This is a genomic window from Stenotrophomonas sp. 57 (assembly GCF_030291075.1).
In the GTDB taxonomy this organism is placed as follows: Bacteria; Pseudomonadota; Gammaproteobacteria; order Xanthomonadales; family Xanthomonadaceae; genus Stenotrophomonas.
This window is the reverse complement of sequence record NZ_CP127407.1, coordinates 2,340,591-2,363,201: the sequence shown is the minus strand read 5'-3', so window position 1 is coordinate 2,363,201 and position 22,611 is coordinate 2,340,591. Positions and strand designations below refer to the sequence as shown.

The following is a 22,611-nucleotide window of genomic DNA, read 5'->3' as shown; positions in this document are numbered from 1 at the left end:
AGTGCGTCACCTTACCGTGACGCGCATGAATTTCTCCCTTCGTCCTGCGGCCGTGTTGGCCGCCCTTCTGTGCGCGCCCGCGGCTTCGGCGCTGTCCCTGCAGGAAGCGCAGCGCGCAATGGAAGCGCACAACCCGGACCTGCGCGCGGCAGCGCTGGAGCTGCGCGGCGTGCAGGGTGACGCGCAGACAGCGGCGTTGCGCCCGGCCACCGAGCTGTCGATCGGCACCAGCAAGGTCAGTCCCAGGCATGGCGTCGGCCCCGGACGCTGGCAGGACAAACGGGTGGACAGCACGCTGGGGCTGGGCTGGACCTGGGAGCGTGGCGGCAAGCGCGCACTGCGCATCCGCCAGGCTGACGCACTGCTGGAAGTGGCGGGACTGGAAATGCTTGACGCCCGGCGCCGCAAACAGGTGGCACTGCACGAGGCCTATTTCGGGCTGAAGGGTGCGCAGGAGCGTGTGCGGATTGCCGAGGCCAACCGTCAGAGTTCGGCGGAACAGATGGCGGCGGCCGACAAGCAGGTGGCCACCGGGGCGATGGCGCCGGTGGATCGTGCGCGGCTGGCGGTGGACGATCTGGCCGTCGCCGACGCCGCGCGCGAGGCAGCGCTGGAACTGCGCGACGCGCGGCACATGCTGGGCCTGCTGCTGGGCCGCGATGACAGCCGTGACCTCAGTGCCGATGATCCGTGGCCCCAGACCGGCGTCGCGTTGGCTGCTGTGGCGTTCGATCCGCAGCAGCGCGCCGACCTGCGTGCTGCACGGTCACGCCTTGCCGCCGCCGACGCCGGTGTGGATCTGGCGCGCAGCGAGCGCCACCGCGACATCCAGCTGGGCGTGGAGGCCGAACGGGAGCCGACCGACATCAGCGGTGTCACCTGGGGCGTTTCGTTGACCCTTCCACTCGGTGGCCCGTCGCGAGCGCGCGGCGCGATCCAGCGTGCGGAGGCTGACCGCGACAGCGCGGCACTCGAGCTGCAAGTGCTGCAGCGCGAAGCGCGCGCCGAGCTGGACCAGCTGCAGGCCAGCGTGCAATCCGCGGCGCGGCGCCGCGACGACTACGAAGGGCTGCATGCCGACGCCGCGCGCAAGGCGTTGCAGGGTATTGAACTGGCTTACCGCCGCGGTGCCGCCAGCCTGACCGACCTGCTGGACGCGCGCCGCAGCTGGCGCGACTTCGAGGCCGCGCTGATCGAAGCACGCGCCGACCATGCTGTTGCCCTGGCGCGCTGGGAAGCGGCCACATCCCTTGCTGAAGGAGAATCCCGATGAAATCCACCGTCGTCCGCCGCCTGCTGGCGCGACACGCCGTGCTGCCGGCAATGCTGGCGCTGGCCCTGCTGAGCGGCTGCGGCCGCGAACCGGCCTCGTACACCGAGGATGCGCCGAAGGTCAGTGCAGGGCAGATCCAGTTCCCGGCCGACAGCCGCCAGCTGGATGTGCTGCGCAGCGAGGCGGTGAGCGCGGGTGCCAGCGCCAGCCTGCAGCTGCCGGGCCGGGTGGTCTGGGATGAGACGCGCTCCAGCATGCTGCGCACACCGCTGCCGGGCCAGGTCGCACGTATCGAGGCGCAGCCCGGGCAGAAAGTGAAGGCTGGCCAGGTGATTGCCTGGATCACCTCGCCTGAGTTTGGCCAGGCCCAGGCCGAGGGGGTGCGCGGCCGCGCCGAACTGCAGCAGGCGCGAAGGGAGCTGGAGCGAACCCGCGAACTGCATGCCGCCGGCGTGGCATCCGGCCGGGAACTGGACGAGGCCGAGGCCAACTTCGCGGGCAGCCAGGCTGATCATGCGCGTGCGACCGCTTTCGCCAAGGCCTATGGCAATGGCCAGCGCGTGGACCAGCGCCTGCCGTTGCGCGCGCCGATCGATGGCGTGCTGGTGGAGCGGCGGATGAGCCCGGGCATGGCAGTCAGCCCCGACAGCGAACAGCCGTTGGCGGTGATTGGTGATCCAGACCGGTTGTGGTTGCTGCTGGACATTCCCGAGAGCCTGGCCGGACGCCTGAAGGCCGGCATGCAGGTAAACGTGCCGGGTGCCGACGGCCAACCCCTGCAGGCCACCCTGCAGCACGTGGATGACTTCGTCGACAGCGAGCGCCGCGTGGTGCAGGCGCGTGCCGAGCTGGACAACCGTGCGCGCGGATTCAAGGCGGGACAGTACGTGCGCGCGCAGGTAGCGTTGCCGGCCGAGGGCGGCGTCACGCTGCCGGATGCGGCGGTGCTGCTGATCGATGGCAGGCAGGTGGTGTTCGTGGAAGAGGGCAAGGGCCGCTTCATGCGCCACGCCGTGCAGGCGGAGGAACTGGGCGATGGCCGCCTGTGGGTGCGTGAGGGCCTGGCCGCGGGCAGCAGGGTGGTGGTGGAGGGCGGGCTGCTGCTGCAGCAGCTGGTGGACAGCGCTCCGGCCGCGGCCGCCACCGGAACCGGGCACGCCGCGCCATGATCGATCGCCTGATTGCCTATTGCCTGCGACAGCCATTGATGGTGATGCTGGCGTTGCTGCTGTTCATCGGCGCCGGCATCGCGGCGTTCCGTGTGCTGCCGGTGGAAGCCTTCCCCGATGTGTCCGATACCCAGGTGACGGTGGTGTCGCTGCACCCGGGGCGCGCGGCCGAAGAGGTGGAACGCGAGGTGACGATGCCGTTGGAGGTGGCGCTGTCCGGCATTCCGCATTCGGTGCGGGTGTTCTCGCATACGCAGTTCGGTCTGTCGATGATCATCCTGACCTTCGACGACAAGGCCGATGACTATTTCGCGCGGCAGCAGGTACTGGAGCGCCTGCAGGGCGTGGAACTGCCGGAAGGGGTGACCCCGGAACTGGAGGCGATGAGCTCGGCGGTGGGCGAGATCTACCGCTACGTGCTGAAGGGTCCGCACCTGACCCCGACCCAACTGCGCACCACGCAGGAATGGGTGATGGAGCGTGGCCTGCGCACGGTGCCCGGCGTGGCCGATGTGATCAGTTTTGGTGGCTTCGCGCGGACGTTCCAGGTCAAGCCGGACCTGGACAAGCTGCGCGACCGTGGCATCAGTCTCGGTCAGTTCGCCGAAGCCCTGGAAAAGGGCAGCTCGAACGCGGGTGGGGGCTATGTGGAGCGTGGCCAGCAGCAGTTCCTGATCCGCGGCGTCGGCCTGATGCGTTCGCCGACCGACATCGGCAACGTGGTGGTGGAACAGCGCGGTGGTACACCGATCCTGGTACGCGACCTGGCCAGCATCGCCGATACCGGCCTGCCGCGCCAGGGCCTGGTCGGGCAGGACGACAACGATGATGCGGTGTTCGGCATGGTGCTGATGCGCAAGGGCGAGAATCCGTCCGACGTGCTCGATGCATTGCACCAGCGTGTGGCCGAGATCGAGGCGAACCAGTTACCGGCCGGGGTCAGCATCGAGCCGTTCTACGATCGCTCGTGGCTGGTCTCGACCACGTTGAAGACCGTGTTCCGCAACCTGCTGGAAGGTGCGGTGCTGGTGTTCCTGGTGCTGTGGCTGTTCCTCTACAACGCCCGCGCGGCGCTGATCGTGGCGGCGATGATGCCGCTTGCGCTGCTGTCGACCTTCCTCGGCCTGCACCTCTGGGGCGTGCCGGCCAACCTGCTGTCGCTGGGGGCGATGGACTTCGGCATCATCATTGATGGTGCGGTGATCGTGACCGAGCATATCGTTTCGCGACTATCGAAACTGCCGCCCAACGCCGACAGGAAGACGCGCTTCTCGACCATCCTGTCGGCAGCATCCGAAGTGGGGCGGCCGACGTTCTTCTCGATGCTGATCATCATCGCCGCGCACATCCCGATCTTCACCCTGCAGCGCCAGGAAGGCCGCATGTTCGCGCCGATGGCCTATTCGGTGACCTCAGCGCTGATCGGTGCGCTGATCCTGGCGCTGACTGTGGTGCCACTGTTCTGCTACTGGTGGCTGCGGCGCGACCGCATGCGCGGCGAGAACCCGTTGATGGACCGCCTGACCGGCTGGTACAAGCCGGTGCTGGAGCGCGCCCTGGCGCGACCACGTGCGGTGGTGCTGACCGCGTTGGCGCTGCTGGTCGCTACGCTGGCGCTGGGCACGCGGCTGGGCTCGGAGTTCCTGCCGGAGCTGGACGAGGGTTCGATCTGGCTGACCGCCACGCTCGACCCCAGCACCAGCCTGGCCGAAGCCCAGCAGCAGTCGGGGCGCATCCGCGAGCTGGTCGGCACGTTCCCGCAGGTGTCCACGGTGGTGGCCAAACTGGGTCGTCCCGAGGATGGTTCGGATGCCAAGGGCGCCAACCAGATCGAGGCGCTGGTGGCGCTGACGCCGGAGAAGGAGTGGCCGAAGGGCGTGGACAAGCGGCAGCTCGTGAGTGATCTGCAACGTACCCTGGAGCAACGCATTCCGGGACCGGAGTTCTCGATCTCGCAGCCGGTGCGCGACAACATCCTGGAGAGCATTTCGCAGATCAAGGGCCAGGTGGTGATCAAGGTCAGCGGCTCGGACCTGGAGGTGCTGAACCGTCAGGCGCAGGCCATCCTGGCCCAGGTGCGCGGCGTGGAGGGCGTGGAGAGCGCCTTCATCGACCGTGACGGCTCCCTGCCGCAGCTGCAGATCGAGATCGACCGCGACCGTGCCGCGCGCTACGGCCTGAACGTGCGCGATATCGACGAGGTGATCGAGACCGCGCTGGGCGGCCGCCAGGTCGGCGAGCTCTGGGACGGCGACCGCAAGTTCCCGATCACACTGCGCCTGGACGATGCCGACCGTGATCTGCAACGCCTGCGCACGGTGCCGGTGGGCATCGGTGATGGCCATGCGGTGACGCTGTCCGACGTGGCCGATTTCCACATGGCCAGTGGCGCGATCAATATCTCGCGTGAGAACGCGCAACGGGTAAAGGCGGTCAGCATCTTCATCGCCGGACGTGACATGGGCAGCGTGGTGGCCGACATGCGCAAGCGCGTGGATGCCAGCGTGCAGCTACCGGAGGGCTATCGGCTGGAGTGGTCCGGTGAATTCGAGAACCAGCAGCGCGCGATGAAGCGGCTGGGCTGGGTGATTCCGTTGTCGGTGCTGATCATTTTCGTGCTGCTGTTTGATGCCTTCAAGGACATCAGCAGTGCAGCCCTGATCCTGGCCAACGTGCCGCTGGCGATGATCGGCGGCATCCTTGCCCTGTGGCTGACCGGCATTCCGCTGTCGGTGTCGGCAGCGATCGGCTTCATCGCGTTGTTCGGGCAGGCGGTATTGAACGGGGTGGTGATGCTCAGCCGTTTTGCCCAGCTGCGTGAGCAGGGCATGGATCTGCTGCAGTCGGTGGTGCAGGGCTCGCTGCAGCGCCTGCGCACGGTGCTGATGACGGCGCTGCTGGCGATGTTCGGCCTGCTGCCGATGGCCACCTCGCACGCGATCGGTGCCGAGACCCAGAAGCCGCTGGCGGTGGTGGTGATCGGCGGTCTGCTGTCGGCGATGCTGCTGACCCTGCTGGTGCTGCCCACGTTGTACTACTGGGTACACCGCCGCCGAGAGGCCCGCGCGGGGTGACCACAGTGTAGAGCCGAGCCCTATGCTCGGCCCTACAGTAGATCCATGCCGGGCGTGGATGACGAAATGCCATGGCGGGCATGGCCCGGCGCTAGCGGCGCTGGCGCAATGCGCGGCGGTTGCTGATGTGCGCTGCCGCCAGCAGCACGCCGCCGCAGGCGGTCGCCACGCCATGCCAGAGCAGTGATTCCTTCAGTGGCAGGTACAGCGAGGCGGACAGCAACAGGCCGGCGCCGACGCTGGCGAGCCGTACCGAGCGCCAGCGGCCATGCCGGTGCAGCCCGGCCGCTGTACTGGCCATCGCCAACGCCGAGGCCAGCAGCGCGAACAGCCATTCCCAGCGCGACATCACCAGCAGCAGGGTCATTGCTCCATGTCCGGGATGCTGGAACGAGCGCAGCGCCATCATTGCCGCGGGCACGAAGGCAAGCAGCAGGGGCAGGGCGATGCAGTGCGCGGCGCAGCCCAGTGACAGCCAGGCGCCAGCCAGGTCGATGTGGGGGTGCCAGCGTGCCGACGTTGGCGGCTGGGCCAAGGCCCTTGCGGGCGTGGTGGGGATGTGGTCCATAATGTTACATAGTAACAATGTGGAGTCCACGTCATGAAGCTTCCTGCTGCTCTCTTCCTGCTGCTGGGCGCCAGCGCTGCGCATGCACACGATATCCGCCAGCATGCACCGCACATGCATGGCCAGGCCACGCTCGACCTGGCGCTGGATCGAGGCACGCTGGAGGTTGCCCTGCAGGCACCGGGCATCGGCATCCTGGACTTCGAGCGAGCGCCAGGCAGCGCAGCGGAGCAGGCCGCGCTGGCGCGTGCCACCGTGTTGTTGAAGGGGGGAAGCTGGGTCACCCTGCCCACCGCTGCAGGGTGCCGCGTGGCCAGCAGCCACGCCACGGCGGAGGGTTTCGACGCGACGGTCGCCCCGCCATCGGCAGCACAGCATCGACACGCCGGTTTCACTGCCACGCTCCAGTACCGCTGCGCGAATCCGGCCGCATTGCGCGCCATCGTCGTGCGCCTGCCGGTACTGTTCCCCGGGTTGCACGAAGTCATCGTCAACAGCACCACGGCCAACGGCCAGGGGCGCAACGTGCTGACACCCGGCAACCTGCGCGTGGTGCTGGCACCGTGAGCGCGGTACCAGTGATCGCACTCGAAGACGTGCAGTTCGGCTATGGCGTGCGCCGGGTGCTGGATATTCCGCGACTGTCGATCGAGCAGGGCAGCAGCGTGCTGCTGCGAGGCGCCAGTGGGGGCGGCAAGAGTACCCTGCTGGGCCTGTTGGCCGGCGTGCTGCTGCCGAGCAGGGGGCATGTCGAGGTCGCGGGGCGCCCGCTGCACACAATGCGCGGTGCGGCGCGGGATCGATTCCGTGCCGACCACCTGGGCGTGATTTTCCAGCAGTTCAACCTGCTGCCGTTCCTCAGCGTGCGCGACAACATCGCGCTGGGCCTGCGCTTTTCGCGCTTGCGCAGCGAGCGCGTCAGCGGGCCGCTGGATGGCGAGATCGCGCGGCTGTTGTCCGCCCTGCAGCTGGACCCGGCGCTGATGCAGCGGCGCGCTGGCACGCTCAGTGTCGGCCAGCAGCAACGCGTGGCCGCGGCGCGAGCATTGATCGGTCGACCGGCCCTGCTGTTGGCTGACGAACCTACTTCGGCGCTGGATCGCGATGCGGCCACCGCCTTCCTGCGGCTGATGTCAGCGCAGGGCCAGGCGGCAGGCACAACGGTGGTGGTGGTCAGCCATGACGACAGCCTGCAACCCTTGTTCGACCGCACCCTTGCCTTGTCGCAGATCAACCTTGCAGGTGGCGACCATGCTTGAGCTTGCCTGGGCCAGCCTGCGCAGCCGTGCGCTGAGCGTGGGCCTGACCATCCTGGTCATCACCCTCAGCGTGGTACTGCTGCTGGGCGTCGAACGCATACGCAACCAGGCGCACGAAGGCTTCGCCAGTACCGTGTCGGGCACCGACCTGATCGTCGGTGCGCGCTCTGGACCGGTGAATCTGCTGCTGTACTCGGTGTTCCATATCGGCGATCCCACCAACAATGTGTCCTGGCAGTCCTACCAGGAGCTGTCCACGCTACCGCAGGTGAAGTGGGCGGTGCCGTTGTCGCTCGGTGATTCCTGGCGCGGCTTCCGTGTGATCGGTACCAGTGGCGGCTACTTCGAACACTATCGCTACGGTGCCGGGCACACGCTCGGGTTTGCGCAGGGACGGCCGTTCGATGATCTGTATGACGCGGTGATCGGCGCGGAGGTGGCACATGCGCAGAAGGTGGGTGTCGGCAGCGAGATCGTGCTGGCCCATGGCACCGGGGCGGTCGCCCTGGCGACGCATGCCGACAAGCCGTTCCGTGTTTCCGGCATCCTGAAGCGCACCGGCACGCCGGTCGATTCATCGGTGCTGGTTTCGTTGCCGGCGATCGAAGCGATCCACGTCGACTGGCGTTCGGGCGTGCAGCTGCGCAGCCAGAGCGTCAGTGCCGAGCAGGCGCGCCACCTGGACCTGACTCCGACCAGCATCACCGCCTTCATGCTCGGCCTGAACTCGCGCATCGCAACGTTCTCGGTGCAGCGCAGGATCAACGAGTATCCAGACGAGGCGATGCTGGCGATCCTGCCGGGCGTGACGTTGCAGCAGCTGTGGCAGTCGCTGGGTGCCGCCGAGCGCGCCCTGCAGCTGATCAGTGCGATGGTGGTGCTGCTGGGCATGGTCTCGCTGGTGGCGCTGCTGGTCTCGACCCTGCAGGAGCGGCGTCGCGAGATGGCGGTGCTGCGCGCCACCGGCGCGCGACCAGGCGACATCGCGTGCCTGCTGGTGGTGGAGGCAGTGGCGACCAGCGCGGCCGCCTGCGCATTGGCGCTGTCGCTGCTGGTCCTGGCCAGCCTGGCGGGGCGTGGTTGGGTGCTGGCGACGTTCGGCCTGTCCATTACCCATGTATGGCCCGACGGCCGTGAGCTGGGCTGGGTGGCGGCGGTGCTGGGGATCAGCGCACTGGCCGGGCTGGTGCCGGCCGTTCTGGCCTACCGCCGCACTGTGGCCGACGGCCTGTCGCCGGGAGCCTGAGCATGCGCGGGATCGGGTTGCTGACGATGATGCTCGCGCTGGTGGCGTGCGAGCGGCCGGTCGATACCGGCGTGCAGGCCTTGCCGCCCTCGTCGGTGGTCGACCGCGCGGGTACGGTCGCAGCCGGGGAGCAGGAGCTGGACTGGCTGCAGATGATGCCCAGGGACGAACTGGCGGCGCTGGAGCGGGGCGAAGGGCCAGAGGTCGAGCACAATGGCAATCGCCGCATGCCGCAGTTCGGCACCTTCCGCACCGTGGATACGGTGCTGCGGCGTCCGGTACGACTGCCCGGTTACGTGGTGCCGCTGGCCAATGCGCAGGACGGGCGCCTGACCGAATTCCTGTTCGTGCCGTACTACGGCGCCTGCATCCACGTGCCACCGCCGCCGCCGAACCAGATCGTGCACGTGGTGCTGCCGCGGCCGATCGAGATGCCGGACATGTACTCGCCCTTCTTCCTGGTCGGGACGCTGCAGGCCGAGCGGCTGGACGACGAACTGGCCGGTTCGGCCTACACCATGCGTGATGCGCAGCTGAGGACGTATGAACCGTAGCCACCTGTTGCTGGCGTTGGGATGCCTGTGGTTGGCGGGCTGCACGGCGCCGGGCGGCGATGCCGTGATGGTCAAGCCGCAGGACAAGCCGGCATGCTCCGGCTCGGCCGAAGCCCCCATCGACCGTTGGGACGCGTTGCGGCCCGACGAAGTGACCTACCAGCGCCCGCGCCCGCAGATCGGCCTGTCACGCAATGGGATGGACGGCGTGGGCGGCCTGATCGACGACACCGGCGCGGGCACGCCCCCGGGGCTGGAGATCGATCATTCCAGCCCGGACCGCGCCAGGCAGTTCGGCTCTTCGCGCGTGGTCGACGCAGCTGATGGCCGCGCCGTGGATCTGGACGGTTTCGTGGTGCCGCTGGGGACCACGGATGCGGGCCTGGTGGATGAACTGCTGTTCGTGCCGTTCTACGGCGCATGCATCCACGTGCCACCGCCGCCGCCGAACCAGATCATCCATGTCACCCTGGCCACGCCGATCGCGCTGGGCAACCTGTGGGATCCCTATCGGCTTGCCGGCCGCCTGCAGGTGAAGCGGTTCAATGCGGATATCGCCAGCGCATCCTACGATGCAGCGTCGGCGACGCTGACGGCGATCGGCAACTGATGCGCAGGCGTTGGCTCATCGCTGCGGGCGTGCTGGCAACCGCAATCGCGCTGGTGGCGGGATGGCATCGGCGTGTTGTCGTCTCCAAGCCGCCCGCGATTGTGTTTCCCGCACCTGCGGCCGTGGCGCGCCAGCGCATCGAACGGCACATGGTGGAGGAACCGCCCTTTCGCAACGATGTGCTGTTCCTGCTGGCGGCAACGCTGCGTGACCGCTGCCAGCCGGCGCAGGCCGGGCTGCTGGCACGCATGGCCAATCGTGCCTCGCTGCCGGTGCTGGCGGCGGTCAGTGCGGTGACCCAGCAGGATCCAACACTGGATCGGCCGATCTACCAGTACATCCAGCATCGCGCCGATGGCATGCGGTGTGGTGAGCGCCTGCGCATGCCGTTGGCCGGCGGGCGCGTCATGGATGTGGACGTTGAACAGTACGCGCGAACCTTCCCGGACAGCTATTTCGACCCGGAGCACAGCAGCGAGCCACGGGACTTCGATGGTCTGTCGCTGCAGCAGCGCGCCGGCAACGCCTGCAACAGCGTGGTGTACTCGGTATTGCCGTTGGGGGGCACCGACTGGCGCTGCAGCAGCCTGCGGGCGAACGCGCGCTCGCGCGTGCGCAGGCTGTGCGAGGACGAACTGCGGCGCCAGCACGGCGGCACCGGCGGCGAGCTGGACATGGCTGTGGGCCAGGGCATGCAGGGTGCGGTAGTGGCGGCGATCGCGGCGTTGCCAGAAGGCTGCCGGTAGACATTGACCGGTCGAGCCCGGCCATGCCTGCCCGGCCGTTCCGTCGAGCAAGCTCGCCTCTACAAAGGCTGAACCGGCTGGTCCGGAAGGCCATAACTATACCGGATGTCCGGTATAGTTATGGCCGTACTTCACCCCATCAGGTTGTCCCATGGCTCTGTCCCAGCCCTTGGCCGGTACTCCGGCCCTGTCGCGTGCCCGTCGCTGGGCACTGTTGTTCACCGTCGCTGCCGGCCTCTTGCTGGTCACGCTCGACAACTCCGTGCTCTACACCGCACTGCCCACGCTCACCGAGGAACTCTCGGCCAGTGCGGGCCAGGCGTTGTGGATCATCAATGCCTATCCGCTGGTGATGGCTGGCCTGCTGCTGGGCGCGGGTACGCTGGGCGACCGCATCGGCCATCGCCGCATGTTCCTGATCGGCCTGGTGGTGTTCGGCATCGCCTCGCTGGCGGCGGCGTTCGCCGGCAGCGCCCCCCAGCTGATTGCCGCGCGTGCCTTCCTGGCAGTGGGTGCGGCGGCAATGATGCCGGCCACGCTGGCGCTGATCGGGCTGAGCTTCCATGAGGAGCGCGAGCGCAATATCGCCATTGCGATCTGGGGTTCCGTCGCCATCGTCGGCGCAGCACTGGGACCGATCATCGGCGGCTGGCTGCTGCAGCACTTCTGGTGGGGCTCGGTGTTCCTGATCAATGTGCCGGTGGTGGTGGTCGCGTTCGCGGCCACGCTGCTGCTGGCGCCGGAAGGCCAGCGCGATACGTCGCGACCCTGGGACCTCGTTTCGTCGCTGCTGGCACTCGCTGCGCTTTCCGGCCTGGTGCTGGCGATCAAGTCGCTGATCGCCACGCCGCCGTCGTATGCGCTGGGCGTTGCTGCGCTGCTGTTGGCCGTGGTGACCGGCGCGGCGTTCGCGCGTCGCCAGCAACAGCTGCCGTATCCGTTGCTGGACTTCGCGATCTTCCGCAATCCGGCGTTCCTGGCCGGCACGCTGTCTGCGGTGTTCACCCTGTTCGCGATGGCCGGCCTGCAGCTGGTCACCACCCAGCGTTTCCAGCTGGTTGCAGGCTTCACGCCGCTGCAGGCGGGCCTGCTGGTGTCGGTGGCAGCGCTGGGCAGCCTGCCGAGTGCACTGCTGGGCGGCAGCATCCTGCATCGGGTTGGCCTGCGTCCGTTGATCTGCGGTGGCCTGGCTGCGGGCGCACTGGGTGTCGGCGTGGTGGCATTCGGCTTCCCGCACGGGCTCGGCTGGGTGGTGGCGGGCATGGCGATCACCGGTTTCGGCATGGGTTCGGCCATCTCGGTGGCCTCCACCGCCATCCTCAACAACGTACCGGCGCACCGCGCGGGCATGGCGTCGTCGGTGGAGGAAGTGTCCTACGAGTTCGGTGGCCTGCTGGCAGTGGCGATGCTGGGCAGCTTGAGCGCTGCGATGTACAGCGCGTTCCTGCCGGCCTCTGCCGACATGCCGGCGCTTGCACGCGAAGGTTTCACCCAGGCGCTGCACGTGGCACGCGAAAGCGGGCAGGGCGAGTGGTTCGCGCTGGCCGCGGCGGCCTACGATCGCGGCTACCAGATCGTGCTGCTGGTGATCACGGTGGTGCTGGCGGTGGGTGCCGCGCTCATCGCACGCCTGTTGCGTGGCCGTGTTGGTGGCCGCGAGGGCGCCGCCGATCGCGTAAAATGAGCCCATGAGAACCAGCAAGCGCGACCGCATCCTCGACGCCGCCGTCAACGTGATCAATCGTGACGGCGTGCGTGCGGTGACCTTCGAGTCGGTGGCGGCCGAGGCCCAATTGACCCGTGGTGGCCTGCTGTACCACTTCCCGTCCCGCGAGGCGCTGCTGCGGGGTATCGACGAACACCTGGTGCGTGCCTGGGAGACGTCGATGGAAGCGTTGCTGGGCAAGACCGCCGAGCAGGCCACGGCGCTGGAGCGCTACCAGACCTTCGTGCGCGTGTCGGCCCAGAGCGCCACGCGTGCCGAGCTGATGTTCATGCTTGAATCGGCCGACCCGGAGGCTGGCGAACGTCCGTGGGGGCCGGCAGTACGACGCTGGGCGCCATCCGCGCCGGAGGCAGGCAGCGACGATCCGGCCACGCTCGACAATTTCGTTGCACGGCTGGCGGCCGATGGCCTGTGGATCTACGAGGCGATGTACGAAGGGCAGCTGGATGAAGATGTGCGTGCCCAGGTTGCCGAGCGCATCGCCGGGTTGCTGGCGAAGCCGGACGGGTCGCCGCACTTGTAGAGTCGACTGTCAGTCGACTATCGCACGCAGCGCGGGGGTTTTTGGGGGATCTGAGCGAAGAGCAGTCGACTGACAGTCGACTCTACCCAGTCGACGCTACGCCGCCGTCTCTACCCGGTCGGCGCTACCTGTCATCCGCCTGCAGCCGTTCCGGATGGGTATACACATTGAATCCGCTTTCTCGCGCGAACCCCACCAGGCACAGGCCGCCGCCGCGGGCCAGATCGATCGCCAGTGCGGTCGGCGCCGACACGGCGGCCAGCATGCTGGCGCCGGCACGCACCGCCTTGCTGACCATCTCGTAGCTGGCACGGCTGGAAATCACCAGCAGGCCGCCATCGACGGTGTGCTCGTTGTGGTGCAGGGCACCGATCAACTTGTCCAGTGCATTGTGGCGGCCGACGTCCTCGCGCACCCAGCCGATCCGGCCGCTGGCATCCGCCCAGGCGGCAGCATGTGTGGAGCCGCTTGCCGCGTTCATCGGCTGGTGCTGTGCCAACGTGGCCAGTGCTCGTCGCAGGGCGGCTGGCGCGTAGGTACGACGTTCGCGGATCTGCGGCAGCGGCCGCAGCACGTCCTCCAGTTGCCGGGTGCCGCATAGCCCACAGCCACCCCGACCGGGTAGCAGGCGCGCATTTGCCGGGTCCAGCTGGGCAGCGGGTGCATCCTCGCACACGGTCATCTGCAGCTCGATCCCTTCCAGCTGCGGCCGCACCTCGATGGCCAGCAGCTGCGCCGGCGCCGTGACCAGGCCCTCGCTGAGCGAAAAGCCCAGCGCGAAGTCTTCCAGGTCACAGGGCGTGGCCATCATCACCGCGAAGGTGGCGCCGTTGTAGCGCAGTGCGATGGGTACTTCTTCGGCCACCACATCGATCTGTTGCTGGCGTCCTTCGCCGCGCCAGCGCTGCAACGGGCGCTGGGCCGTGCCGGCGGGGGGGGTGTGGGGCGGAATCGAATCAGGCATGCAGCGCGTCCGGGCAAGGGGAATGCGCAGGTGGTGGACAACCTACGGCTTTGAGAATAGCGCAGCGGCCTGCTGCTGACGCGGGTGTAACCGGTGTCATGGCAGGCTGCGCGAAAATCGGTTGCCACCTCTGGCGCAGTGCCGTGTGCCGTGCTTGACTGTGGCGCTGGGCGGGGTGCCGACAGGGCCGCCGATCAGCCGAGCACCGTACGTCGTTGCGTTCGTCCCGCCAGGTTCCCGAACATGTCCGAGCAGAAGCCACCGCGTTACAAACCCTACAACCAGCCCGCCGGTGGCTGGGGTGCCGCCGGCGCCACCGCCAAGGTGCTGCTGCAGCAGAGCGTGATCGGCAAGGGATCGAAGGCGCTGCTGGCGATGAACCAGCCGGGCGGCTTCAAGTGCCCCAGCTGTGCGTTCCCCGACGCCGACGAACGCAAAAAGCTGGAGTTCTGCGAGAACGGCGCGAAGGCACTGGCCTGGGAAGCCACTCAGTTCCGTGCGGGGCGCGAACTGTTCGCCCAGTACTCCGTCACTGAACTGATGGCGCAGACCGACTATTGGCTGGAGATGCAGGGCCGGTTGACCGAGCCGATGCGCTACGACGCGTCCACCGATCATTACGTGCCGTGCAGCTGGGACGACGCCTTCGCGCTGATCGGCCGCCACCTGCAGGCGCTGGACAGCCCTCACCAGGCCGAGTTCTATACCTCCGGCCGTACGCCCAACGAAGCCGCGTTCCTGTATTCGATCTTCGTGCGCGAGTTCGGCACCAACAATTTCCCGGACTGCTCGAACATGTGCCACGAGCCGACCAGCCGGGGCCTGCCGCCGGCCATCGGGGTGGGCAAGGGCACCATCGTGCTGCAGGACTTCGAGCACGCAGAGGCGATCTTCGTGATCGGCCAGAACACCGGCACCAATTCGCCGCGGATGATGAGCAACCTGGTGGAAGCGCGCAAACGCGGTATTCCGATCGTGGCGGTCAACCCGATGCCCGAGCGCGCGCTGATCCGCTTTGCCGAGCCGCAGGACGTGGTGCAGATGGCCACTTTCGGTTCAACCGAGATCACCAGCGAGTTCGTGCACATCCGCATCGGCGGCGACCTGGCCCTGATCAAGGGCATGATGAAGGTGATGTTCGAGCGCGAGGCACAGGGCGAGCGCGTGCTCGACCATGATTTCCTGTCAGAACACACGGTGGGCCTGGAGGCGCTGCGCGAGGACGTGATGGCGCAGGACTGGGACGAGATCGTACAGGTGTCCGGCATTTCGCAGGCGCAGATCCGCCGATGCGCGGAGATCTACATCCGCTCCAACGCGACCGTGATCTGTTACGGAATGGGGCTGACCCAGCACCAGTATGGCTCGCGCCTGCTGCAACAGGTCGCCAACCTGTTGATGCTGCGCGGCAACTTCGGCAAGCCCGGCGCCGGCATCGGGCCGATCCGCGGGCATTCCAATGTGCAGGGCGACCGTACCGTCGGCATCGACGAGAAGCCCAAGCCGGCCTACCTGGACCGCGTGCAGCAGGTGTTCGGCTTCGACCCGCCGCGCGAGCATGGCCACCATGTGGTCGAATCCATCGAGGCGATGCTGGACGGCAGCGCCAAGGTGTTCATTGGCCTGGGTGGCAACTTCATCCATGCGGTGCCCGATACGCCGCGTGCGTACGAAGCCATGCGTGGCCTGGACCTGACCGTGGGCATCGCCACCAAGCTCAATCGAGGTCATCTGGTTCATGGCCGCGATGCGCTGATCCTGCCGGTGGTGGCGCGCTCGGAGCGCATCGTCACGCCTTCAGGCGAGCAGTTCGTCACCATTGAAGATGCGATGTCGAATGTGACCGCCTCGCGCGGCGTGCTTGAGCCAGTCAGTGCCGATGTGTTGCCCGAGGTCGAGATCGTCTGTCGCATGGCGATGGCCGCGCTGCCACGCAGCAGGGTCGACTGGGCAGGCTGCATGCACGACTACGCACTCATCCGTGAGCTGATCGCGGCCGTGTACCCGGAGATCTACACCGGTTTCAACGAGCGCATCCAGCAGCCGCATGGCTTCCACCTGGACATTCCGCCGCGCCGCCGCGTCTGGCCCACGCCAAACGGCAAGGCCAACATCCTGGTGATGCCTGGCCTGGACGTGGACGATCCCGTACACGATCCGGACATGCTGCGGCTGGCCACGGTGCGCTCGCATGACCAGTACAACACCACCATCTACAGCTACAACGACCGCTATCGCGGCGTGTACAACGACCGCATGGTGCTGTTCATGAACATCGAGGACCGGCTGGCGCGCGGGCTGGAAAAGGAAGCGCGGGTCAGCCTGGAGACGATCAGCGGCGATGGCGTGCAGCGGCGCATCGAGGGCCTGACCGTGCTGGACTACCCGATGCCACGTGGCGCGCTGGCTGGTTACTACCCCGAACTGAACCCATTGCTGCCGCTGGACTATTACGATCGCATCAGCGGCACGCCAGCCGCCAAGTCGATCCCGGTGCGGATGAGCGCGATGGCGGCGGCGACTGCATGACGCGCGCATCGGCTATCATCGGCATGTGAACCTGCCTGGCCTGCTGCTGCGATGGATGCTGCTCGTTGCCCTGGTGCTGGATGCGCCGGCGCCGGCGCTCGCCGCACCTTCGTACGGCGGGCCGGCCAGCCAGGACCCGTGCACGGCACCGCATTCGTCCGCAATGGCGGTGGCCGGCTGTTGCGATGATGCTGCCCCGGCGGCCTGCCAGAGCGGTGAGTGCGAATGTCCGCCGGCCTGTCTTGCCATGCTGTCGACGTTGAACGGAACACCGGCCTCGCCCTGGCGCGAGGCGCCTGCTCCGACCACGACGCAGCAACGCGCGCCGCCGCCAACGCCGGACCCGATGCGGCCGCCGATCGTGTGATTTCCTGCAGGCCCCACGCGCCTGCCATGACTGTTCGACTCAATCTCGACTTGGCCTGCGCCATCGATGCGCGGGCGGCGGGCGCTGGTGCCCGCATCTGCAAAGGAATCATTCAATGAACCGTTCTTTCTCCCTGGGCGTGCTGCTGGGCACCGTTCTGGCCACTGCCGCCTGCGCGCGGGCCGCCGAAGAATCGTCGGCAACGCCGGTTGCCAGTGAGGCGCCGGCGGCGCCGGCCAAGGTCAGCGCGGCCGAGATCGATCCGGCGTTGCCGCTGGCCATCGTGCACAAGACCGCCAGCTGCGGCTGCTGCAGCGTCTGGGTCGATCACCTCAAGGCCGCCGGCTTCCAGGTGGATGTGCGCGACACCGACGACATGAACCCGATCAAGGTCCGCCTGGGTGTACCGGTCGGCAAGGCGTCCTGCCATACCGCCGAGATCGGCGGTTATGTAGTCGAGGGCCACATCCCGGCCGAGGACATCAAGCGCCTGCTGGCCGAACGACCGGCGGCGCGCGGGCTGGTGCTGCCGGGCATGCCCGCTGGTTCGCCGGGCATGGAAATGCCGGATGGCTATGTGCAGCCGTACACGGTCGAGCTGGTACGCGCCGATGGCAGTACCGAGCCGTTTGCCCAGCACGGGCAGGAAGGCTGACAGGCGGAGGTGCCGGTCGTTCTGACCGGCACCCTTCGATGCGCTCTCTGTAGAGCCGAGCCCATGCTCGGCTTGCCGGCAGAAAGCAGCCGAACGTTGGCTCGGCTCTACAGAATCAGCGTACCCCGGCCGTCTCCCTGGCCAGCTGGACGTCGAATTTCTTCTCGGCGTCATCGGCGTAGGCCTTGCAGCTCAACACATCCACGCCGGCCTTGCTGCCAGCGGCATAGTTCCAGTGGCTGGCACCCGGATGCGGGGTCAGCAGCAGGTCACAGGGCAGGCCACGCACCGTGGTGAAGCTGCGCTTGTAGTCTTCGATCAGGCGCGGATAGCGGGGGTTGTCCTGCAGCTGGTAACCCGGTGCGCTCAGGCTGTCGGCATAGGCGATGCGCACCGGCTTGCCGTTGCGGGTGTCGGTCCAGGTCCACGCGGTGCTGCCGGGGGTGTGCCCCGGCATGAAGTGCGCGGTGAAGTCGATGCCACCGATGGAGACCACTTCGCCATCCATGATGATGCGGTCGGCGCTGGCCGGCGGATAGGTGATGCCATCGCCGAAGTGCAGGTCATCGCTGCCGCCGCGTGCCAGCAACACCGCCGACTCGGCGTTGGCCGCCACATGGGCAGCGGTGCGCCGCTTGATCTCGGCCACCGGCCCTGCGTGGTCGGCATGGGCATGACTGAGCAGGATCAACCGCAGATCCTGCGGCGCCACTCCGCGAGCCTTCATGTTGGCCAGCAGATGGTCGGCCATCTGCGGCATGCCACCATCCAGCAGCACCGCGCCCTCGGCGGTCTGCACCAGCAGCGCGGTCAGGTCCTGCGTGCCGATCTGCCAGGTATGGTCGGCAATCTGCAGCGGCGCCATCGGCTGCAGCCATGAGGCGTCAACGGTGTAGGCACGCAGCTGGGGCAGGGGGGCATCAGCGGCCGTCGCGTGGGCGATCGGCAGCACTGCGGCAAGCGTGAGGGCGAGCATGGAGCTGCGCATGTTGCACGTCCGTTTGAAGGAGGCCCAGAAACTAGCACGGGCCTCCTCCATCAACTCGCGCATAGATTTCATGGCTCCCATAAGGGCGCCGTGGATCAGTAGCGGTACTGCCATCCCAGGGTCAGCACCCGGCCGCGGCCGGAGAAGCAGCTCGGGTTTGACCGCGCGGTCTGCGAGTAGTAGCTGATGTACTGCGTGATAGCGCCCTTCGAAATCCACCGCGAAGGCCTGAGCCTGGAAGCGGCCACCGACCGCGCCGGACCGGGTGAGCGGAAGCGGCGACGCAGGTGGTCGACCAGCTCCTCGTAGTGGCGCACCAGGGCATGCGGCAGCGGCAAGGCGGGCAGCGACGGGGGCGATTCGGGCATCCGGACGGGCACAGGGAAAAGACAGGGCAGCGCGCAGCGAGGGTCGCTGCGTGGCGGCTGGATATTAATGGGAACTGTTCGCATGTGCTATCGGTTGCCCGGCCAGTGGATTGTTCGCGGTGGCTGGAGGGTGAAACCACGATCATCGTCTGGAGCGCAGAATCGGCCCGGGCTAGCCTGCGCCCAGGCCAATGGGGATCGACACATGCATGTGCTTCTGGTGATCGGCGGCGGGGTCCTGCTGCTCGGGGTGTTCCTGCTGTTCGGCCGTCTGTGGAGCGTCGGCAACTCGCTGATGCCCGCGGTCCTGCTGGCCTTCATCGCCACCTGGCTGCTGGTGGCCGTGGCCAACATGTGGGTGGGCGTCAGCCGCGCCGGCTATGCGGTGCGCGAGGAACTGCCGATCCTGCTGCTGGTGTTCGCAGTGCCGGCCCTGCTGGCCGGGCTGCTGTACTGGCGCCTGGCGCGCTGAGGGCGGCCCATGAGCACTCGACTGCGCCTGCCGGCACTGCGCCATCGCGATGGCCACCATGCACGCGTGACCTACGAAGAGCTGTTCTTCGACCTGGTCTACGTGTTCGCGGTCACCCAGCTCAGCCACCACCTGCTGCACCACCTGGGCCTGGCTGGCGTGCTGCAGACGCTGGTGCTGTGGTTCGCGGTGTGGCTGGGCTGGCAGTACGCGTGCTGGGTCAGCAACTGGTTCGATCCGGAAGCACCGCGCATCCGCGCGCTGCTGTTCGTCACCATGCTGCTGGCGCTGTTGATGTCTTCGTCCATTCCCGAGGCGTTCGGCGATCGCGCGTGGGTGTTCGCCGGTGCCTATGCGACGATGCAGGTGGGGCGTACCGCCTTCGTCCTGTTCGAGGTGGGAGGCAGGCATCCACTGGCGCCCAACTTCCGCCGCATGCTGGCTTGGGTCTGCGTGTCGGCCTGTTTCTGGCTGGCCGGCGCTGCGGCCGATGGGAATGCACGGCTTGCGCTGTGGGCGGTAGCGGTGGCGTGCGAGTACATCTCGCCGATGTTCGGCTTTGCGTTCCCGGGCATGGGGCGCTCGCATACCCGCGACTGGACCATCGAAGGCGGGCATCTGGCCGAGCGCTGCCAGCTGTTCGTCATTGTCGCGCTGGGTGAGATGCTGCTGGCGACCGGCGGCGTGCTCAGCGAAGTCGAGCAGTGGAGCGGGGCGGTGGTGTCGGCGGTGCTGGCCACCTTTGCCGGCACGATCGCCATGTGGTGGCTGTACTTCGGCATCTCCAGCCGGGACGCCACCGAGGCCATCAGCCACGCCCAGGACCCGGGGCGAATAGGCGCGAACTTCCATTACGTGCACGCGTTGTTGATCGCCGGCATCATCGCCACCGCGGTGGGCAACGATCTGGTGATGGACCATCCGGGCGCGGCGGTCACGCCGGTGTATGCCGCAGTGCTGGTGGCCGGCCCGCTGATCTACCTGCTGGGAAGTGCGCTCTACAAGCGTGTGGTCTACGGGCACGCACCGCATTCGCACCTGTTCGGTGCGATGGCACTGGGTGCGCTGGGCGCGCTGTTGCCGCACACCCACCTGCTGGCCGCGGGCTGGCTGACCAGCGCGGTGCTGCTGGTCGTCGGACTGATGGACACGCAGTTGAAGCGACGCCTGCAGCGTGCCTGAGCCGTGGTGTGCGCCGCAGTACCTGCGCACGACACCGGTGAGTGTAGCGTTGTCGGTACCACCCCCTTTGGACCGGGAGAAACGCGGCATGCAGAATCTACCGCAATGGCTGTTGTGGGCTGGACTGTCTGCCGTGTTCGCGGCGCTGACGGCGCTGTTTGCCAAGGTTGGCGTCAAGGGCGTGGACTCGGACCTGGCCATGGCCATCCGCACGCTGGTGGTGGCGGCGGTGATCCTGCCGCTGGTGGTGGTCACCGGCAAGTGGTCCAACCCGTTGCTGTTGCCGGGGCGCACGCAGCTGTTCCTGGTGTTGTCGGCACTCGCCACGGGGCTTCCTGGCTGTTCTATTTCCGCGCGCTGCAGAGCGGCGAGCTGGCCAAGCTGGCGGTGGTGGACAAGTTCAGCGTTGTGCTGGTGATCGTGCTGGCCTACCTGCTGCTGGGCGAGCGCCCCAGCCTGCGGGAATGGAGTGGCATCGGCCTGGTGGTGGCCGGGGTGATCGTGCTGGCCACGAAGAAGTAGCAGCGTCAAACCCATGTGCAGGGTCGACTCTACAGGCTCTACCGCGCAGTGACGTGGACGTTCACGCAGTACCCGCCTGCAGACGGTCGTACATGCGCACCAGGTCCACGAGGGTGCGCGCCCCCATCTTGCGCATTACCTGTGCGCGCCGCACCTTCACCGTGATCTCGCTGACCCCCAGGTCGCCTGCGATCTGCTTGTTGAGGCGGCCGCGAACCACGCCGTCGACCACCTCGCGCTCGCCGGTGTTCAGTGACTCCCAGCGCTGCTGCAGCGCGCCCAGCACGTCGCCCTCGCGGCGGCGCTGGCGGTCGAGCTCGATGCCCCTGTGGATTGCATCAAGCAGTTCCTGGTCGCGGAAGGGTTTGGTCAGGAACTCGATGGCCCCGTCCTTGATTGCGTTGACGCCCATGGCGATGTCGCCGTGGCCGGTGATGAACACCACCGGCAGCTGCAGGCCGAGGCTGCTCATGCTGCGCTGGAACTCCAGACCGCTCTGGCCAGGCATGCGTACGTCCAGCACCAGGCAGGCCGGTGCGTCTTCCAGGTCATGATCCAGGAACGCCTGGGTGGAGGCGAACGCTCGCACCTGCAGGCCCATCGAGGCCAGTAGATCTTCCAGTGCGGCGCGCACCGACGGATCATCGTCGACCACGTAGACGATGGGGGCTGGCTCGGCTGCAGCGGCGGTTGGCTTACGCATGGTCGGGATCCGTGGCAATGGGCAGGTCGAAGACAAAGCAGGCGCCACCGCCCGCCGGGCGTTCGGCGCGGATCTGGCCGTCATTGGCTTCGATCATCGAACGGCTCAGGCTGAGTCCAAGACCCAGCCCGTGCGACTTGGTGGTCCAGAACGCATCGAATACACGGTCGGGATGATCGGTGGGCAGGCCGACGCCACGGTCACGCACGCTTAGGCTGACCCGCGAACCGTCACGCCGGCTCAGCAGTGACAGGCGACGGTCGGCGGTGGGCACGGCTTCCATGGCGTCCACCGCATTGAGGATGAGGTTGCCGATCACCTGCTGCACCTGTACGCGGTCGGCCTGCACCGGTGGCAGGTCGGCATCCAGCAGCAGCGCCACGGTCACGCCGTGCCGGTCCAGTTCGCTGCGCGACAGTGCCAGCATTTCCTCCACCGCCTGGTTCAGATCAAAGGCACGCCGCTCGGGCGCGGCACCCTGGGTCAGGCCACGGATGCGGGCAATCACGTCACCCGCACGGTGCGCATCGGCCAGGATGCGGGCCACTGTCTGCCGTGCCTTGTCCACGTTCGGTGGGTCCTGTGCCAGCCAGCGCTGGCAGGCTTCGGCGCTGCTGGCGATGGCCGCCAGCGGCTGGTTTACTTCATGCGCGATGGACGTGGTCAGCTCGCCGACGGTGGAAGCGCGGGCCACCCGCAGCAGGCGACCCTGTGCTTCCTGGACAGCGGCCTTGGCCGCTTCCATGTTCAGGGCAAGGTAGGTGGTGATGCCGATCACCAGCATGCCGATCACCGAATTGACCAGGCCGATGCGGTAGGTGCCGAAGCGGGTCAGGAAGAAGCTCAGCCCGGTCAGGGCGATGCAGGCGATGGCCAGCGTGATCAGCCCGCGCGCGCCGAGCACGCGCGACGCAGCGAGAATGACTGCCGCGTAGAAACAGGCCGCGGCGACAGCGTAATCGGTGACGGTGTCGATCAGGAAGATCGTCGCCATCACGACGATCAGGGCCAGCAGCACCAGTGGGCGGCGGGGCGACAGCGATGGCATCGGGACGGCTCCCTGGCGTGGGGGGAAAGGATAGCAAAGCGTTGTCCGGTCGTTGCCGACTCGCG

Annotated in this window: 21 protein-coding genes and 2 pseudogenes; 17 read left to right on the top strand and 6 right to left on the bottom strand. The window is 67.5% G+C overall.

Going from position 1 to position 22,611, the window contains the following annotated elements:
* Positions 1-25: 25 nt before the first annotated feature.
* Genes QP512_RS10890 through QP512_RS10880 form a run of 3 tightly spaced genes read left to right on the top strand, consistent with a single transcriptional unit; the run spans position 26 to position 5,516 of the window.
* Positions 26-1,273: a TolC family protein gene (locus QP512_RS10890; RefSeq protein WP_286068509.1), complete on the top strand. Its 1,248-nt coding sequence runs from the start codon at positions 26-28 to the stop codon at positions 1,271-1,273.
* Positions 1,270-2,442 (top strand): efflux RND transporter periplasmic adaptor subunit, encoded by a 1,173-nt coding sequence (locus QP512_RS10885; protein ID WP_286068507.1) that lies wholly within the window; start codon positions 1,270-1,272, stop codon positions 2,440-2,442. Before QP512_RS10890 ends, QP512_RS10885 begins: the two co-directional genes overlap by 4 nt.
* Positions 2,439-5,516: a CusA/CzcA family heavy metal efflux RND transporter gene (locus QP512_RS10880; RefSeq protein ID WP_286068506.1), complete on the top strand. Its 3,078-nt coding sequence runs from the start codon at positions 2,439-2,441 to the stop codon at positions 5,514-5,516. Before QP512_RS10885 ends, QP512_RS10880 begins: the two co-directional genes overlap by 4 nt.
* A gap of 91 nt (positions 5,517-5,607) precedes the next feature.
* Here the strand turns inward: QP512_RS10880 and QP512_RS10875 are convergent, their stop codons facing one another.
* Positions 5,608-6,084 carry a MerC domain-containing protein gene (locus QP512_RS10875; protein WP_286068505.1) on the bottom strand — a complete coding sequence of 159 codons (477 nt, stop codon included), beginning with the start codon at positions 6,082-6,084 and terminating at the stop codon, positions 5,608-5,610.
* Positions 6,085-6,117: 33 nt separating this feature from the next.
* Here QP512_RS10875 and QP512_RS10870 point away from each other — a divergent pair, with 33 nt between their 5' ends.
* The 8 genes from QP512_RS10870 to QP512_RS10835 all read left to right on the top strand — a co-directional run bounded on the left by QP512_RS10870 (position 6,118) and on the right by QP512_RS10835 (position 12,748).
* A complete protein-coding gene (locus tag QP512_RS10870; protein WP_286068504.1) occupies positions 6,118-6,651 on the top strand; it encodes a DUF2796 domain-containing protein in 534 nt (177 codons plus the stop codon).
* Complete coding sequence (locus QP512_RS10865) at positions 6,648-7,343, top strand: ATP-binding cassette domain-containing protein (protein WP_286068502.1); 696 nt, start codon at positions 6,648-6,650, stop codon at positions 7,341-7,343. The genes QP512_RS10870 and QP512_RS10865 overlap by 4 nt, the downstream gene beginning before the upstream one ends.
* A complete protein-coding gene (locus tag QP512_RS10860; protein ID WP_286068500.1) occupies positions 7,336-8,589 on the top strand; it encodes an FtsX-like permease family protein in 1,254 nt (417 codons plus the stop codon). Before QP512_RS10865 ends, QP512_RS10860 begins: the two co-directional genes overlap by 8 nt.
* A 2-nt stretch (positions 8,590-8,591) precedes the next feature.
* On the top strand, positions 8,592-9,143 hold the full coding sequence (locus QP512_RS10855) for a DUF3299 domain-containing protein (protein ID WP_286068498.1): 552 nt from the start codon (positions 8,592-8,594) through the stop codon (positions 9,141-9,143).
* Complete coding sequence (locus QP512_RS10850) at positions 9,133-9,753, top strand: DUF3299 domain-containing protein (protein WP_286068496.1); 621 nt, start codon at positions 9,133-9,135, stop codon at positions 9,751-9,753. Before QP512_RS10855 ends, QP512_RS10850 begins: the two co-directional genes overlap by 11 nt.
* The gene (locus QP512_RS10845) at positions 9,753-10,499 is read left to right on the top strand and encodes a hypothetical protein (RefSeq protein WP_286068494.1); all 747 of its coding nucleotides are present in this window, start codon (positions 9,753-9,755) and stop codon (positions 10,497-10,499) included. The genes QP512_RS10850 and QP512_RS10845 overlap by 1 nt, the downstream gene beginning before the upstream one ends.
* Positions 10,500-10,650: 151 nt before the next feature.
* Positions 10,651-12,183, top strand: coding sequence for an MFS transporter (locus QP512_RS10840; protein WP_286068492.1), 1,533 nt, complete (start codon positions 10,651-10,653; stop codon positions 12,181-12,183).
* Between the two features lie 4 nt (positions 12,184-12,187).
* Positions 12,188-12,748 carry a TetR/AcrR family transcriptional regulator gene (locus QP512_RS10835; RefSeq protein WP_286068490.1) on the top strand — a complete coding sequence of 187 codons (561 nt, stop codon included), beginning with the start codon at positions 12,188-12,190 and terminating at the stop codon, positions 12,746-12,748.
* A 124-nt stretch (positions 12,749-12,872) separates the two neighbouring features.
* On the opposite strand, the gene fdhD is transcribed toward QP512_RS10835, so the two are convergent.
* Positions 12,873-13,712, bottom strand: a complete 840-nt coding sequence (fdhD, locus tag QP512_RS10830) for a formate dehydrogenase accessory sulfurtransferase FdhD (RefSeq protein WP_286068488.1) — start codon at positions 13,710-13,712, stop codon at positions 12,873-12,875.
* 243 nt (positions 13,713-13,955) lie between these two features.
* Between fdhD and QP512_RS10825 the strand changes: the two genes are divergently transcribed.
* The 3 genes from QP512_RS10825 to QP512_RS10815 all read left to right on the top strand — a co-directional run bounded on the left by QP512_RS10825 (position 13,956) and on the right by QP512_RS10815 (position 17,263).
* Positions 13,956-16,241, top strand: a complete 2,286-nt coding sequence (locus tag QP512_RS10825; RefSeq protein WP_286068486.1) for an FdhF/YdeP family oxidoreductase — start codon at positions 13,956-13,958, stop codon at positions 16,239-16,241.
* Positions 16,242-16,466: 225 nt separating this feature from the next.
* Positions 16,467-16,727, top strand: coding sequence for a hypothetical protein (locus QP512_RS10820; protein ID WP_286068484.1), 261 nt, complete (start codon positions 16,467-16,469; stop codon positions 16,725-16,727).
* The gene (locus QP512_RS10815; protein WP_286068483.1) at positions 16,724-17,263 is read left to right on the top strand and encodes a DUF411 domain-containing protein; all 540 of its coding nucleotides are present in this window, start codon (positions 16,724-16,726) and stop codon (positions 17,261-17,263) included. Before QP512_RS10820 ends, QP512_RS10815 begins: the two co-directional genes overlap by 4 nt.
* Before the next feature lie 115 nt (positions 17,264-17,378).
* Here QP512_RS10815 and blaL1 read toward each other — a convergent pair whose 3' ends face one another.
* Both blaL1 and QP512_RS10805 read right to left on the bottom strand, forming a co-directional pair.
* Complete coding sequence (gene blaL1 / locus QP512_RS10810) at positions 17,379-18,251, bottom strand: L1 family subclass B3 metallo-beta-lactamase (protein WP_286068482.1); 873 nt, start codon at positions 18,249-18,251, stop codon at positions 17,379-17,381.
* A gap of 245 nt (positions 18,252-18,496) precedes the next feature.
* A pseudogene (locus QP512_RS10805) lies at positions 18,497-18,619 on the bottom strand (RNA polymerase sigma factor); the annotation flags it as partial.
* A gap of 205 nt (positions 18,620-18,824) precedes the next feature.
* Here QP512_RS10805 and QP512_RS10800 point away from each other — a divergent pair.
* From QP512_RS10800 to QP512_RS10790, 3 genes and pseudogenes are all read left to right on the top strand, one after another.
* On the top strand, positions 18,825-19,091 hold the full coding sequence (locus QP512_RS10800) for a hypothetical protein (protein ID WP_286068481.1): 267 nt from the start codon (positions 18,825-18,827) through the stop codon (positions 19,089-19,091).
* A gap of 9 nt (positions 19,092-19,100) precedes the next feature.
* The gene (locus QP512_RS10795; protein WP_286068480.1) at positions 19,101-20,273 is read left to right on the top strand and encodes a low temperature requirement protein A; all 1,173 of its coding nucleotides are present in this window, start codon (positions 19,101-19,103) and stop codon (positions 20,271-20,273) included.
* An 88-nt stretch (positions 20,274-20,361) separates the two neighbouring features.
* Positions 20,362-20,795: pseudogene (locus QP512_RS10790) on the top strand (EamA family transporter).
* A 61-nt stretch (positions 20,796-20,856) separates the two neighbouring features.
* Here QP512_RS10790 and QP512_RS10785 read toward each other — a convergent pair.
* Positions 20,857-21,498 carry a response regulator transcription factor gene (locus QP512_RS10785; RefSeq protein WP_286068479.1) on the bottom strand — a complete coding sequence of 214 codons (642 nt, stop codon included), beginning with the start codon at positions 21,496-21,498 and terminating at the stop codon, positions 20,857-20,859.
* Entirely contained in the window at positions 21,491-22,546 is a 1,056-nt protein-coding gene (locus tag QP512_RS10780; RefSeq protein ID WP_286068478.1) for an ATP-binding protein, read from the bottom strand. The genes QP512_RS10785 and QP512_RS10780 overlap by 8 nt, the downstream gene beginning before the upstream one ends.
* Positions 22,547-22,611 lie beyond the last annotated feature (65 nt).

Bases quoted from the DNA above. Each gene is read 5' to 3' on its own strand.
- QP512_RS10835 (WP_286068490.1), top strand. From the start codon at position 12,188: ATGAGAACCAGCAAGCGCGACCGCATCCTCGACGCCGCCGTCAACGTG.
- QP512_RS10885 (WP_286068507.1), top strand. From the start codon at position 1,270: ATGAAATCCACCGTCGTCCGCCGCCTGCTGGCGCGACACGCCGTGCTG.
- QP512_RS10855 (WP_286068498.1), top strand. From the start codon at position 8,592: ATGCGCGGGATCGGGTTGCTGACGATGATGCTCGCGCTGGTGGCGTGC.
- QP512_RS10850 (WP_286068496.1), top strand. From the start codon at position 9,133: ATGAACCGTAGCCACCTGTTGCTGGCGTTGGGATGCCTGTGGTTGGCG.
- QP512_RS10875 (WP_286068505.1), bottom strand. From the start codon at position 6,084: ATGGACCACATCCCCACCACGCCCGCAAGGGCCTTGGCCCAGCCGCCA.
- QP512_RS10780 (WP_286068478.1), bottom strand. From the start codon at position 22,546: ATGCCATCGCTGTCGCCCCGCCGCCCACTGGTGCTGCTGGCCCTGATC.
- QP512_RS10890 (WP_286068509.1), top strand. From the start codon at position 26: ATGAATTTCTCCCTTCGTCCTGCGGCCGTGTTGGCCGCCCTTCTGTGC.
- QP512_RS10795 (WP_286068480.1), top strand. From the start codon at position 19,101: ATGAGCACTCGACTGCGCCTGCCGGCACTGCGCCATCGCGATGGCCAC.
- QP512_RS10870 (WP_286068504.1), top strand. From the start codon at position 6,118: ATGAAGCTTCCTGCTGCTCTCTTCCTGCTGCTGGGCGCCAGCGCTGCG.
- QP512_RS10840 (WP_286068492.1), top strand. From the start codon at position 10,651: ATGGCTCTGTCCCAGCCCTTGGCCGGTACTCCGGCCCTGTCGCGTGCC.
- QP512_RS10785 (WP_286068479.1), bottom strand. From the start codon at position 21,498: ATGCGTAAGCCAACCGCCGCTGCAGCCGAGCCAGCCCCCATCGTCTAC.
- QP512_RS10825 (WP_286068486.1), top strand. From the start codon at position 13,956: ATGTCCGAGCAGAAGCCACCGCGTTACAAACCCTACAACCAGCCCGCC.
- blaL1 (WP_286068482.1), bottom strand. From the start codon at position 18,251: ATGCGCAGCTCCATGCTCGCCCTCACGCTTGCCGCAGTGCTGCCGATC.
- QP512_RS10820 (WP_286068484.1), top strand. From the start codon at position 16,467: ATGTCCGCCGGCCTGTCTTGCCATGCTGTCGACGTTGAACGGAACACC.
- QP512_RS10815 (WP_286068483.1), top strand. From the start codon at position 16,724: ATGAACCGTTCTTTCTCCCTGGGCGTGCTGCTGGGCACCGTTCTGGCC.
- QP512_RS10800 (WP_286068481.1), top strand. From the start codon at position 18,825: ATGCATGTGCTTCTGGTGATCGGCGGCGGGGTCCTGCTGCTCGGGGTG.
- fdhD (WP_286068488.1), bottom strand. From the start codon at position 13,712: ATGCCTGATTCGATTCCGCCCCACACCCCCCCCGCCGGCACGGCCCAG.
- QP512_RS10860 (WP_286068500.1), top strand. From the start codon at position 7,336: ATGCTTGAGCTTGCCTGGGCCAGCCTGCGCAGCCGTGCGCTGAGCGTG.
- QP512_RS10845 (WP_286068494.1), top strand. From the start codon at position 9,753: ATGCGCAGGCGTTGGCTCATCGCTGCGGGCGTGCTGGCAACCGCAATC.
- QP512_RS10880 (WP_286068506.1), top strand. From the start codon at position 2,439: ATGATCGATCGCCTGATTGCCTATTGCCTGCGACAGCCATTGATGGTG.